The organism is Streptomyces sp. NPDC059787 (assembly GCF_042732315.1).
GTDB lineage: Bacteria > Actinomycetota > Actinomycetes > Streptomycetales > Streptomycetaceae > Streptomyces > Streptomyces atrovirens.
In genome coordinates, this window is record NZ_JBHWHX010000022.1 from 56623 (window position 1) to 69723 (window position 13101).

A 13101-nucleotide genomic window follows, 5' to 3' on the forward strand; every position below is an offset into this window, starting at 1 on the left:
CACGGAGGCAGCCCTGTCCACGCCCACCAGCGCATCCGTCGTATGCGCCGACGTCTCCGTCACCCTTCCCGACGGCACCTCGGTACTGAAGGAGATCTCCTGGACCGCCGGTCACGGCCACACCGGACTCATCGGGGTCAACGGCAGCGGGAAGTCCACGCTCCTGCAGACCCTCGTGGGACTGCGGACTCCCGACGCAGGGACCGTCCGCGTCAGCGGAAGGACCGGCCACCTTCCGCAGGACTTCTCGGTGGAACCGTCGCTGCGCGTGGACGAGGTCCTGGGAATCGCCCACGTCCGGGCCGCCGTACGGGCCATCGAGTCCGGCGACGTGCGTGAGGAGCACTTCACCGCGGTGGGTGACGACTGGGACGTGGAGGAGCGCGCTCTGGCCGCTCTTGCCCAGCTCGGCCTGGCCCACATCGGTCTGGAGCGCACCGTGGGCGAGATGTCCGGCGGCGAGACGGTGCTGCTCCGGCTGACCGCGCTGCTGCTGGAGCGTCCCGACGTCCTCCTGCTGGACGAACCCACCAACAACCTGGACGGCCGTGCCCGTGCCTACCTGTACCAGGCACTGGCCCGGCACCGGGGGATCGTGGTCACCGTCAGCCATGACAGGGAGCTCCTGGCACGGGTGGACCACATCGCCGAGCTGACCCCCGAGGGCCTGCGCACCTTCGGGGGCAATCTCGACGCGTACGAGGCACACGTCGCCGCCGAGCAGGAGGCGGCGGCCCGCTCCGTGCGCAACGCACAGAGCGAGGTGTCCCGGGAGCGGCGGACGCTGGCCGACGCGCAGACGCGCCAGGCCCGGAGCGCCCGGTACGGCAGGACCCAGTCGGCCCGGAACAAGTTCGACAAGGGAACGGCCCAGTACAAGAAGCGGGCCGCGCAGGTGTCGGCCGGAAAGCGTCAGGGGGCGCACGAGGAACGCCTGGCGACGGCGCGGGAGCGGCTCACCGACGCGCAGGACCGGGTGAGGGAGACCGCCGTCATGCGAACGGACCTGCCCGGCACCGTGGTCCCCGCCGAACGCGCCGTCCTCTCCCTCCACGCCGCGCGCCTGCGCACCGGAACCCATCTGGGGGACGTCCGGGTGCACGGCCCGGAACGCATCGCGCTGACCGGGGGCAACGGGGCCGGCAAGACGACCCTCCTGCGGACGCTCGCCGGGGAGATACCGCCGCAGGACGGGCGTATCGAGGTGCACGTGCCGTCGCGCCACCTTCCGCAGCGGCTCGGCCTGCTCGATGAGGGCTCGTCGATCATCGAGAACGTGGCGCGATTCGCCCCGCACTCGTCGGACAACGAGATACGCGCCCGGCTGGCCCGGCTGCTCTTCAAGGGCCGTACCGCGGACCGTCTGGTGGCGGACCTGTCCGGCGGGGAACGCTTCCGGGCGACCCTGGCGGCGCTCCTGCTCGCCGAACCGGCGCCCCAGCTCCTGATGCTGGACGAACCCACCAACAACCTGGACCTGGCCAGCATCGACGAACTCGTCCGGGCGCTGGCCGGCTACCAGGGGGCGCTCGTCGTCGTGAGCCACGACCGTGCCTTTCTGCGCGGCATCGGCCTCACCCGTTGGTGGCAGCTCGAAGCCGACGGCTTTCGGACCGGTGACCCTGAGCTGCTGTGAACCGCGGGCAGGGGAGCGCCGACCTGAAGATCGTGGGTGAGTCCTTCGACACCTCGGTCGATCAGCCGAGGATCATGGAGGAACACCTGACCGTGGGGCGCGTGGCCGAGCCGGCCGACGTGAGCGTCCGCACGCTGCGTCACTACGACGGGACCGGCCTCGTGGAGCCGTCCGCCGACCGCGGCCGGGTACCGGGCCTGCTCGCCGGCGACGCGGGAGCGGCTGCGGGAGGTGCTCGGCTGCCGGTGCCTCGGCTTCGGACTGCGCGAGACCGCCGCTCCACGACCCTGAGAGCTTCGGCACCCCTCGGAAACAAGCCCCGGGCCGCCACCTTCTGCCGCGTGTCCATGGATCCCGTCCATGTGCGGGCGACCCCATGACCGTCGGTGTGATGCGCGTCACCGTCCGGGTGCTTCGGACCGGGCATGCGTGATCATGACCGGATGGACGCTCGCTTTCTTGGCATCTCCCAGCTGGCCGAAGCCCCGTCCGTGGCGGTCGTGGTCGACGTCATGCGTGCCTACACGGTGGCCGCCTGGGCCTTCGGCCAGGGGGCGGAGAAGATCGTTCTCGCCGGGTCACTGGACGAGGCCCTGGCGCTCAAGGCTCGCCACCCGGACTGGGTGGCGCTCAAGGACGGTGCGCCGGCGGACGGGTTCGACATGGTCAACTCGCCGGGCCTGCTGCGGTCCGTCGACCTCGGCGGACGGACCGTCGTACAGAAGACCACGGCGGGGACGGTCGGCGCCCTCGCGGTCAAGGACGCCTCGCTGGTGCTGTGTGCCGGCTTCGTGGTCGCGGAGGCGACGGCCCGGCTCCTGCGGGCACGTGAGTGCGACGGTGTCACGTTCGTGGTCACCGGCGAGGACGGGCGGGCCGATGAGGACCTGGCGTGCGCTCAGTACATCGCCCGGAGGGCCACCGAGGCCGGGAGGACGGACGCGGCCGAGTTCCTCCGCCGCGCCGGCGAGTCACGGGCCGCCACCGAACTGACGGAGGGCGTACGCCAAGGAGCCCACCCCGATGACGTCGCACTCTGCCTTGAACTCGACCGGTTCCCCTTCGCCATGGTGGCGACCCCGGAGGACTCGCTGACGGTCCTGCGTCCGTGCGCCGTGCCCCAGCCCGCCGGCGAGGCTTCGGCCTGACCCCTGGCGAGGTCCGGTTCCCGCCACGCGCGAGCCGGCCTCCGGTACGCGACGGACCACGTCACAGAAGCCGACGAGGCCGGCCGGCGCCCGAGATCCTCGGCGAGGGGCACGGGGAGATCCACGGGTCGGTGAGCGGGGTTCCGGAGGGAGGCGTGCGGAGTACTGGTGGCGGCCTCGGCAGCCTTTGTCCCCTGTTCGTCGCCGTGTGCGGAGACTATGATCACCGGCAGGGCGGGGTCGTAGCACAGAGGTAGTGCGCCGCGACAGCATCTCGGAGGACGTCGGTTCGAATCCGACCGCCCCGCCCCTTCCCGAACGCCGCCCGCCTGCCCGGATCCGTGGTCGGCGACAACCGTCGGCCTCCGGCTCCTTCCGCGTCCCGGCCTTGCGGAACACGGTCGGTGACACCACTCCTGTCGCGTGCGCCCCGTAGGAATCCGGCGGATCACAGAACACACGCCGGGATACGCTCACAGCCCTGACAAAGGTCAACCGCGTTGATACTGGGGGGAATTGTGGGGAATTCATCGTGTGGTTCCGTACCGCGCGGAGTGATGGGAGCGGCGTTCGCCGTCGTGCTGGTCGCCGGAGGAGCGGGGGCCTGCGGAGGTGAGGGCGGGAGTGGTTCCGGGAAGGGGGAGCCGTCCGGGGTGACGCCCGCGACGGCCGTGGCCGAGGCGGCGGCGAACTCCGCGGACATCGCGTCGCTCCACTACCGGATCACCGGGACCGTGCCGGAGACGGGCCGGCTGGAGGCCGACGCGTTCATGAGGACGGATCCACCGGCGATGAGCATGGAGATGAGCACGGCCGGTCAGGACGGGGACGGCCCGCTGCCGGTCCGGTTCGTCGACGAGGTGATGTACGTCGGCAAGGCGGTGGAGGGCAAGCGTTGGTTCAGGGCGGACCCGGCCGGGTGGGGAGGCCTCACCGTGGACAACGACTCCTACGGCGTGCTGCCCCGTCAGCTGGAGAGCAGCCCGGTCGTGCAGTCCACCCTCCTGACCGGGTCCAAGGACGTGCGGGTGGTCGGGACCGAGACGGTCGACGGCACCAGGACCACGCACTACAGGGGAACGGTCACCTCCGGAAGTCTGCGCGCCGCCCGTGACGCCGCCCCGGACGAGGCGACCCGGGAACGTCTGGTCGAAGGCCTCGACCAGTTCGTGGGGCTGCGCACCCCCGACACCCTCACCATGGACCTGTGGGTCGACGGCGACAACCGCGCCAAACGGTTCCGGTGGCAGACCCGGATCGACGGTGTGCGGACCGGCGCCGGCACCGGTACCGGCGGCGGGCCGCTCGACCTGACCGTCACCTTCCTCGACATCGACCGGCCCGTGACCATCGAGGCCCCGCCGGCCGAGGACACCGCCACGCTCCCGGACGACGCCCGGGAGGGCGGAGCCTGAGCCCGCGAGGGCCCGCCACCCCGTCAGGGCCGGGGCCCCGTGTACGCGGTGACCGGAGTCAGGGACGCCCAGGCACCCAGAGGGCCGGGCAGGGGCGGCAGGCCGGCGGCGGAGAAAAGCACCGCGACACCGGAGAGCACGGGCGGGCACGGGCCGGGTGTACTAGCGTTCGGGGAAGCGGAGGATCTTGCTGGGGGAGAATCGGTGAGCGCTCGGATTCTGGTGGCCGAGGACGACGAGAAACAGGCCCGGCTGGTCCGGATCTACCTGGAGCGGGAAGGCAACGCGGTACAGGTCGTGGGTGACGGCCGGGCGGCGTTGGAGAAGGCCCGCTCGTCGAAACCCGATCTCATCGTGCTCGATGTGATGCTGCCGCTGGTCGACGGGCTCGACGTGTGCCGCATCCTGCGGGCCGAATCCGATGTGCCCATTCTTCTCCTCACCGCCCGCACCACCGAGGAGGACATGCTCCTCGGCCTCGACCTGGGCGCCGACGACTACCTCACCAAGCCCTACAGCCCCCGTGAGCTGACCGCACGGGTACGGGCGCTGCTGCGCAGGTCGCGGAAGGCCGCCGGCGCGGCGGAGCCCGCGGTGCTGCGGGTCGGCGCGGTGGTGCTGGACACCGCGCGCTTCGAGGTCCGGGTGGCGGGTCAGCCCGTGGTGCTGACCGCCAAGGAGTTCGCCGTCCTGGAGGCGCTGGCGCGGGAGCCGGGCAGGGTCTTCACCCGGGCGCAGATCATCGAGCGGGTCTTCGGCTTCGACCACGACGTGCAGGAGCGGACCGTCGACGCGCATGTGATGAACCTGCGCCGGAAGCTGGAGGCGGACCCCGGGCGCCCCCGCCATCTGGAGACGGTGTACGGCCGGGGCTACCGCCTCAACGACGGCCCGGACCCGGCGTCCCCCTGACCGGCGTCCGCACGTCCGCCGCCCGGAGCCATGGGCAGGACCACGGTGAACGTCGTGCCCGCCCCGACGGTGCTGCGCACCTCGATCGTGCCCCGGTGGTCGGTGACGATCTGGCGGGCGATGGACAGGCCCAGGCCGCTTCCGCCGGTCGCCCGGCCCCGGGAGGCGTCCGCCCGCCAGAAGCGGTCGAAGAGGTGCGGCAGGTCCTCGGCCGCTATCCCCTTGCCGGTGTCGCGCACTTCCACGACGGCCAGTTCGCGCCGGGGTGTCACGGCCAGGGTCACGCTGCCGCCCGCCGCGGTCGCCCGTATCGCGTTGCCGACCAGGTTGCCGACGACCTGACGCAGCCGGTCGGGGTCGGCGGTCACGAACACCGGGCCGGGCGCCTCCAGTCCGAGCGTGACGCCCGCCGCGTCGGCCTGGGCGCGGTGGGCCGTGCGGCCGGTCTCCAGCAGCTCCCTCAGGTCGACCTCGGTGGGGTGGTAGGTGAGCGCGCCGGCCTCCGCCAGTGCGAGGTCCTGGAGGTCGTCCACGATCCGCTGCTGCAGCAGCGCCTCCTCGTGCAGGGAGGCGAGCAGTTCGGGGGTCGGTTCGACGACGTCGTCCCGCAGCGCCTCCAGATAGCCGCGCAGATTGGCCAGCGGGGTGCGCAGTTCGTGCGCGATGTCACCGATGAGGCGGCGCTGGCGCTCCTCGCCCGCCTGGAGGGAGTCGGCCATGCGGTTGAAGGCGCCGCCGAGTTGGGCGATCTCGTCCCGGCCGGAGACGGGGACCCTGCGTTCCAGGTCGCCCTCGCCGAGGCCCTTCGCGGCCAGTGTCATGGCCCGGACGGGGCGCAGTACGGCCCTGCTCAGGAGCAGGGCGCCGAGGACGGCGGCGAGGGCGACCCCCATCGCGACGGCCACGGTGGGGGCGGCGGCCAGGGTGGGCGGTGACTCGTCGCGTACGCCCAGGCGGATCTCCAGGCGGGGCGGGGCGACGGAGGCGGTCCGTTCGCCGAACGCCCGTTGCAGACAGGCGGTGGGCCGCCGCTCGGTCCCGCACGGCTGGACCGCCTCGACGTCCCGTGTGGTCGGCGGGTTCGCCCCCGGCTTCGGCTCGGGGCACTGCGCGGGCCGCCGGCCGGTGCTGATCCGGGGGACGCCGATGTCGTCCGCGGCGGCCGTCGGCTCCGCTCCGGCCCCGGTCAGACAGGTCGCGTACGCCACCGTCGCGCGGTAGTCGGCGATCGCCGTGGCGGTGAGTTTCACCGAGGTCCGCGGTGCCTGGCCCTCCGGGAACCGCAGGGCGGGGCGCGGGTCGACCAGGACCGCGGGCCGGCTGCTCGGCGGGCGGGGGTCGCGGCCGGCGAGGGCGTCGGAGTCGGCGAGCAGGACGCCCGTCTCCGTGACGACCCGGATGCGCTGGCCGGTGTCCCGGGCGAGCCCGGCCACCGTGGGCGACAGCCCCTCCCAGGTGCCGTGCGCGAACCCGTACGCCCGCAGTGCGCCGGTGATCCGGGAGACCTCCTGCTCCCCGGCCGTGACGGTCTCCTGGACCTGGCGGTTGGCCTGACGCAGCGTCAGCCATGCGGTCGCGGCGGTGGCGGCCAGCGCCACCAGCATGAGCATGCCGAGAACGCGAAGCCGAAAGCTCACCGTGTCTCCCTCGATCGTTTCCGGAATTCAAGAGGGCGTTGTCGGCCAACACCCATCAGGAATGGCTTATTCCTATCAATTTGACGCTTTTGGGCCCCGCATAAGCGAAAAGCGGCCACTCCATGACGGAATCATTTCTTCACCTTAATTCGGGTGTGATCGTACATACGGCCGCTCGCGTCCCTGCCGATGCGGAGGCCACCGCCTTCGCTCCGGCCTCGTCCGGCGGCGAACGCGGCAGTGACAACACGACACACAGGGGGTACATCATGAAACGACTCGCGGCATTCGTGCCCGTGCTCGCGGCCGTCGCCGTGGCGGTTCCGCTGTCCCTGGCGACGCCGGCCGCCGCGCACGCCTCGTGCGGCACGACCGTCTCCGACAAGGACGGCAGCTCGTGGGGCAAGACGGCCAACGGGGCCAACGAGCGCAGCGGTTCCAGCACCAGCTGCACCATCAAGGGCGTCGCCTACAACACGCAGTCGCTGGACTACCACTGCTACACCGTCGGCAACGACGGCTACACCTGGACGTACGTCAGGAACGACGCCACCGGTGTCACCGGCTGGATCCGTGACGACCTGCTGAGCGACGGCGGCAGCTTCGTCCACTGCGGCTTCTGACGGTCCCTTCGTCACACCGGGCACCACGCAGTGATGAACACCGCCGGGCGTCCCCGACCGGGGACGCCCGGCGGTGTTCATGTGCCGGACAGCGCCTCCGTCGGGGACAGCCTGCTCGCGCGGACCGCCGGGTACAGTCCGGCGATCATGCCGATGGCCAGGGTCGAGGCGATGCCCGCCAGGCTCGCCCACGCCGGGACCACCGTCGGCCAGTCGCGGCTGAGGGCGTATCCCGCCGTGATCAGTGTCCCCAGGACCGTTCCGCCGAGGCCCCCGATGAGGGACAGCAGCAGTGACTCCGTCACGAACTGCGTGCGGATCTGGCCCTTGGTCGCCCCGAGCGCGCGCCGCAGACCGATCTCGGGACGCCGTTCCAGTACCGAGATGACCATGGTGTTGCCCACGCCCACACCGCCGACGAGCAGGGCGACCCCGCCCAGACCGAGCAGCAGCCCGGTCAGTGCCGACTCGGTGGCCTCGCGGGCCGCGAGCGCGTCGGAGGGCCGTGAGATGCGCACCTCGCCCGGCTTCTGCGGGTACGCCGTGGCCGGGAGCACCGCCCGTACCGCCGCGACCCGGCTGTCCTCCGCGCGGACGTACACCGTCGACGGATGGCCGTCGAAGCGCAGATAGGTCCGGGCCGCCGACCATCCGACCAGGGCGGCGCCGTCGAGTTCCGGTGCCAGCGGTACCGGATCGAGGACGCCGATCAGCGAGAACCAGCGGTCGCCGAGCCAGACCCGGGTGCCAGGCGTGTACACGTCGAGCCGTTGGGCGGCGGTGGCACCGAGCACCACAGCCGGGTACTCGTCGGTCGCGGAGTCCAGCCAGCGTCCCCTGCGGACCTGCCCGCCGACGGCCGGCAGGAGATCGGTGCCGGCCGCGAGCACGGTCAGGGAGCCGGTCCGGCCGATGGCGATGTGGTCGTTGCGGTAGACGTGCGCGTCGGTCGCGCCGGTGGCGGCCACCTGCCGCACCGGCGGGATACGACGGACCATCGAGACGGCCTCGTAGGGCAGTTCGGCCTTCTCGCCCGTCAGGGACTCGCCCGGGGCCACCCGCAGCAGATTCGTGCCGAGGGCGTCGAGCCGCCGGTCCACCTCCGCCTGTCCGGAGCCGGAGATGCCGACCACCGCGATCATCGCGGCGACGCCGATGGCGATGCCGAGCGCCGAGAGGAAGACCCTCAGCGGACGCGTCCGCAGCCCCGTACCGCCGAGCCGTACGACGTCCGCGGGCCCGAGCCGGGCGGCCCGCAGCCGGTCGCCCGGGTCCCGCCGGGAGGAGCCGGGGGTGCTGTCCGTCATCGGGTCGCCCCGATCGACGGGCCGGCCGACGTGTCGGCCGACGTGTCGGTGACCACGCGTCCGTCGCGCATCTCGATGCGTCGCGGGAGCTGCGCGGCTATCTCTCGGTCGTGCGTGATGACCACGACGGTGGTGCCGGCCGCGTGCAGTTCGCGCAGCAGGGCGAGCACGGCCGCGCCCGACGCGGAGTCGAGGTTGCCGGTCGGCTCGTCCGCGAGCAGGACCGAGGGTTCACCGACCACGGCACGGGCCACGGCGACCCGCTGCCGCTCACCGCCGGAGAGCTGGTGGGGCAGGTGCCGGACACGGTGGCTGAGCCCGACCCGGGCCAGCGCCGCCGCGGCCCTGGCCCGGCGCCGCCGCATCGGGACGCCCGCGTAGAGCAGTCCGTCCGCCACCGAGTCCAGGACCGGTACCCCGACCGCGAGGTGGAACTGCTGGAAGACGAAGCCGATCCGGGTGGCCCGCAGCGCGGAGACCTCGCGGTCGGACAGTTCCGCCACGTCGTGGCCGTCGACCAGGACCCGGCCCGAAGTGGGCCGGTCCAGGCTGCCCATGAGGTTGAGCATGCTGGACTTGCCGGAGCCGGACGGGCCGACCACCCCGACCAGTTCCCCGCGTCCGATCCGCAGACTCACGTCCCGGACCGCGGCCACCGGGCCCGGGTACGTCTTCGAGACGGCGTCGAACTCGACGACGGCCCGCTCTCCGCCGCTCATTCGGGAATCCTCACCTTCAGTCCCGCGCGCACCGCGGAACCGCTCACTTCCACCTTGCCGTCGGCGAACAGTCCGGTCCTCACGGCGATGAAGCCGCCGTCCGCCGTCTCCAGCCCGTGCCCGCCCTCCGCGAGCGCCACCAGCGCGGCGACCGGAACGGTCAGCACGTCCTTGGCCTCGCGGCCGACGTACTCGACGGTGACGGGGCCGCTCTCCAGCCGTCCCACGGACTTCTGGTCCTCGATGGTGACGGTCACCGGCAGGGTCGCCCCGCCCTGCCCCGAACCGTCCTCGCCGGAACCGCCCTCGGGCGCACTGGCCTGTCTGCCCACCGACGCCACCTCGCCCCGTACGGTCCTGCCGTCGGGCAGCCCGACCCGGACGGCCGCGCCGCGTACGGCCCAGGAGGCGTCGGCGGCCGAGGCGTTGACGACGACCTTGCGTGCCGTCCCGGTGTACGTGAGGGCGTTCTCGGCGACGGCCTCGCCCAGCCGGACGCCCGGCCGGCCGATCCGCACCTTGCCGGCGGAGTAGATGACGTCCCCGATGCCGACCCTGCCGGTCTCGGGTACCCCGAGCGACTTCTGCCACCGCTCGACGGCGTCCGCCGTCCTGTCGGTGAACCTCTCGTCCACCGTGAAGCCGGTGTAGCCGAGCGCGGCCAGGTTCGTCTCGAACTGCAGGACGTCCATGCCCTTGAGCTCCGTCACCGTGGTGGACCCGGTGCCCGTCGGCGCCGGCTGCGCGGAAGGGCTCGCGGCGGTGCCGCCACCGGTCCCGCCGTCCGTCTTGCCCTCGCCGGAAGCCGTGGTGCCGGCCCCGGGCGCGGCCTCGCCGCCGGACGCGGTGTCGGCCTCGGGCGCGGTGGTGGTCAGCCCCAGGTCCCGGTACATGGGCAGCGACCCGTACAACAGCACCACCGGGCGGTCGTCGACACGCAGCAGTGTGTCGCCGCGCTTCACCGTGGTCCCCGCCTCGGGCAGTCCGGTCACGGTCCCGGTCGCCTTGACCGGCAGGGGTATCTCCGTTCCGTACCCCAACTGGCCGTCCACCTGGGTGCGTTCGGTCAGCGTGGCCCGGGCCACCTCGACCAGCGAACCGGTCCGGGGCGGTGCGCCCGCGCTCTCGTCCTCACCACCGCCGAGGCCCAGGGCGCCCACCACGGCGACCGCCGCCACGACGACCACGGCCAGGGCGATCAGCGCCGTACGCCGTCCCCGTACGCCGCGTGGCGGTTCGGACACCGCCTCGGACTCGTCATCGATCCGTGTCACCGTATCCGCCACGGTCAGCCCTTGCCGGGGCCCGGGTTCTCCGGAACGCCCACGATCGGCCCGCAGATCCGGATGGCCCGCTTCGCACCGGCGGAGCTCTGGTCCCAGTCGCCCTGTCCGAGGCCGTCGGGCCCCGGGTCGGGGAAGTCGGCGGCGCCGTTCTCCTGCATGCACTTCGCGTACTGCTGCTTCACCTTGATCTGCTCGGCGGTGAGCTTGGACTGGTTGCCCTTCTCGATGCTCTCGGGCACGGCCGCCAGGTGTTCGGCGCACTTCTCCGTGGCCGCCCGGAACTTCGCGTCCTTCTTCAGGTCCAGGCTGTCGCCGAAGTCGATGTTCCCCTTCTCGTCCGGGTCCGGGGCGTCGACCCCGTTCTCCCGCAGGCACTTCACGTACCCGCGCTGTGCCTGCACATAGGCTGCCACGTCGTCCCCGCCGCCCTGCGCGTCCGAGCCGGCGGACGGCGTGGCCGCGCCGCCGCTCGCGGCCGTCGGGATCTCCGAGTCGCCCTCGTCGCCCCCGCAGCCGGTCAACGCCAGCGCCACGACCGAGGCCGCCACGGCCAGCAGTACCCGATTCGCCCTCACCGGTTCTCCCGCTCTCCTGCCGAGCCCGTCCGCGGACGCGGCGGGCAGACCGACCGTAGGACGGCACCGATGAAGAACTTTTGAAGAACCTGTCAGCCGTTCGTGCGACCGCGGGTGGGCACCGCGGCCGGTCCGCTCAGCGCGCCCCGCGTTCCTCCAGGACCGTTCTGAGGCTGCGCAGGGCGTAGTGGACGCGGGACTTCACCGTGCCCTGGGGGACGCCGAGGGTGGTGGCCGCCTGCTGGGTGCTGCGGTCGGCGAAGAAGGTGGCCTCCAGGGCCTCGCGGTGGACGGGGGTCAGGGCGTCCAGGGCGTCGCGCAGGACGATGGACGACAGCACACGGTCGACGTCGTCCGCCTCGGCGCCCAGTTCGGCGAGCCAGGTGACGCCGCCGATCTCCGCCGGCCGGGCCGTGCGCATACGGTGCGCGTCGATCACGATGTTGCGGGCGACGCGGAACATCCAGGGGCGTACGGCCATGCCCTCGCCGTCGGCCAGGTTCCGCTTGGTCCAGCAGCGCAGCAACGTCTCCTGGATGACGTCCTCCGTGCGGTGCGTGTCGCCGCCCAGCATGCGCAGAACGTACGCGTGGAGCGCCGGGCCGTGTTCCACGTAGAGGTCACGCATCGCCCGCTCCTCGGGTGAGGGCGCGTTCGCCGACCCGATGACCGTCACGTTCATGGTGTGCTCCCGCTCCTTGGGGTGTCCGGGCCCGGTCATGGGGGACCGCGGGCCGGAGCCGCCGTGGGACGGAGTCTTACCGGGAACGTTCCACATTCGTTTGACGTGCGGTTGACGACCCCGTACATCGGGACGTCAGTTTCTCCAGCCGTCTGCGGACCCGGCGGGCCAGGTCGGCGTGGTCGGGAGGCAGCAGGCCTGCGCCGTGCAGGCTGTCGCACAGGCGCAGGAGTTCGCGTCCGTGGGTGACAGCGGTCCGGTCGTCGTCCAGCCGTCGCCAGGCGGCGGCCGCCCGCGCCACCGCCGCGGGGGCCTGCGCGTCACCGGTCCGGCACATGGTCCGGGCCACGTCCAGGGCCAGCACCGTGGCCTCGCGGTGGTCACCTCGCAGATGGGCCAGGTACGCCTCCATCGCCCGCGCCTCCAGGGTGTCCGGGTGCTCGGCGCCCAGGGAGGCCGTCAGGTTCTCGCGGAGCGCGGTCGCGGCGGCGGACGCCTCGTCGAGCCGGCCGTCGGACGTCAACGCGTTGATACGGGTGACGGTTTCGGCCAGGGCGGCCGGCAGTGGAGCGGAGCGCGGCGCTCCGGCGGTGGGTCGGGCCGAGGCGGGGACGGGGCCCGGGTCGGGGGCCGGTTCCGATTCCGGTGCTGGTGCCGAGGCCGGGTCCGTGGGGATGACGACTCGGCTGGAGCCGTCGGGGGCGACCTGGAGGACGAAGTGGGTGGTGCCGGGTCCGTCGTTCACCGTCGCCTCGACCGGGGCGCCCCGCTGCTCCGCGTACTGCCGCAGCCGGTCCAGCACGGCCTCGTGCACGGACCGGCCCTCGTCGAGGGCCAGGGGCTCCCCGTCGATGCCGGCGAACCCCTCGTCGGAGATGTGCACTTCGAAGCGGACCATGGCTGCTGCCCTCCTCACACGGGCGGAGCGGAATCGACGGGAGACGGATCGCCCCACGCCCGGAACAGCGGGAGCGGCGGGACACCGGGTCCGCCGACGACGCCTCCCGTACCCGTGCGCATGGGTGCCCGCCTCCTTCCTCCCGCCTTGAACCGAAGTGACCGAACAGCCCGTTGTGGTGTCCGACGGGCTCGGCGGAATCCGAAGGATCCAACGAGTCCGGGAGCGCATTGGTTCACGCCGACGGGAAAAATGCGCCTACA

12 protein-coding genes and 1 tRNA gene are annotated in these 13101 nt (G+C 72.5%); 6 read left to right on the forward strand and 7 right to left on the reverse strand.

All coding sequences use genetic code 11. From position 1 onward, the window contains the following. Window positions 1-13 precede the first annotated feature (13 nt). The 5 genes from ACFV5H_RS21575 (at window position 14) to ACFV5H_RS21595 (ending at window position 5111) form a co-directional block, all read left to right on the forward strand. Entirely contained in the window at window positions 14-1636 is a 1623-nt protein-coding gene (locus tag ACFV5H_RS21575; RefSeq protein ID WP_385046239.1) for an ATP-binding cassette domain-containing protein, read from the forward strand. A 443-nt stretch (window positions 1637-2079) separates the two neighbouring features. Further along, window positions 2080-2784 carry a 2-phosphosulfolactate phosphatase gene (locus ACFV5H_RS21580; protein WP_385196721.1) on the forward strand — a complete coding sequence of 235 codons (705 nt, stop codon included), beginning with the start codon at window positions 2080-2082 and terminating at the stop codon, window positions 2782-2784. Window positions 2785-3018: 234 nt separating this feature from the next. After that, window positions 3019-3093, forward strand: a tRNA-Leu gene (locus tag ACFV5H_RS21585). Window positions 3094-3437: 344 nt separating this feature from the next. After that, window positions 3438-4199: a hypothetical protein gene (locus ACFV5H_RS21590; RefSeq protein ID WP_385046053.1), complete on the forward strand. Its 762-nt coding sequence runs from the start codon at window positions 3438-3440 to the stop codon at window positions 4197-4199. 204 nt (window positions 4200-4403) lie between these two features. Next, window positions 4404-5111, forward strand: coding sequence for a response regulator transcription factor (locus ACFV5H_RS21595; protein ID WP_385046056.1), 708 nt, complete (start codon window positions 4404-4406; stop codon window positions 5109-5111). Here ACFV5H_RS21595 and ACFV5H_RS21600 read toward each other — a convergent pair. Further along, window positions 5072-6748, reverse strand: a complete 1677-nt coding sequence (locus ACFV5H_RS21600; protein WP_385196723.1) for an ATP-binding protein — start codon at window positions 6746-6748, stop codon at window positions 5072-5074. The genes ACFV5H_RS21595 and ACFV5H_RS21600 overlap by 40 nt on opposite strands. Window positions 6749-7017: 269 nt before the next feature. Here ACFV5H_RS21600 and ACFV5H_RS21605 point away from each other — a divergent pair, with 269 nt between their 5' ends. Beyond that, window positions 7018-7371, forward strand: a complete 354-nt coding sequence (locus ACFV5H_RS21605; RefSeq protein ID WP_385046061.1) for an SH3 domain-containing protein — start codon at window positions 7018-7020, stop codon at window positions 7369-7371. 77 nt (window positions 7372-7448) lie between these two features. Here the strand turns inward: ACFV5H_RS21605 and ACFV5H_RS21610 are convergent, their stop codons facing one another. The 6 genes from ACFV5H_RS21610 to ACFV5H_RS21635 all read right to left on the reverse strand — a co-directional run bounded on the left by ACFV5H_RS21610 (window position 7449) and on the right by ACFV5H_RS21635 (window position 12838). Next, window positions 7449-8678: an ABC transporter permease gene (locus ACFV5H_RS21610; protein ID WP_385046063.1), complete on the reverse strand. Its 1230-nt coding sequence runs from the start codon at window positions 8676-8678 to the stop codon at window positions 7449-7451. Then, entirely contained in the window at window positions 8675-9397 is a 723-nt protein-coding gene (locus ACFV5H_RS21615; RefSeq protein ID WP_385046066.1) for an ABC transporter ATP-binding protein, read from the reverse strand. The genes ACFV5H_RS21610 and ACFV5H_RS21615 overlap by 4 nt, the downstream gene beginning before the upstream one ends. Next, a complete protein-coding gene (locus ACFV5H_RS21620) occupies window positions 9394-10671 on the reverse strand; it encodes a peptidoglycan-binding protein (protein WP_385046069.1) in 1278 nt (425 codons plus the stop codon). The genes ACFV5H_RS21615 and ACFV5H_RS21620 overlap by 4 nt, the downstream gene beginning before the upstream one ends. Before the next feature lie 14 nt (window positions 10672-10685). Beyond that, complete coding sequence (locus ACFV5H_RS21625) at window positions 10686-11258, reverse strand: hypothetical protein (protein ID WP_385046072.1); 573 nt, start codon at window positions 11256-11258, stop codon at window positions 10686-10688. A gap of 136 nt (window positions 11259-11394) precedes the next feature. Then, window positions 11395-11940, reverse strand: coding sequence for a sigma-70 family RNA polymerase sigma factor (locus ACFV5H_RS21630; RefSeq protein ID WP_385046075.1), 546 nt, complete (start codon window positions 11938-11940; stop codon window positions 11395-11397). A gap of 76 nt (window positions 11941-12016) precedes the next feature. Beyond that, window positions 12017-12838, reverse strand: a complete 822-nt coding sequence (locus tag ACFV5H_RS21635) for a hypothetical protein (RefSeq protein ID WP_385196726.1) — start codon at window positions 12836-12838, stop codon at window positions 12017-12019. Window positions 12839-13101: the final 263 nt, after the last annotated feature.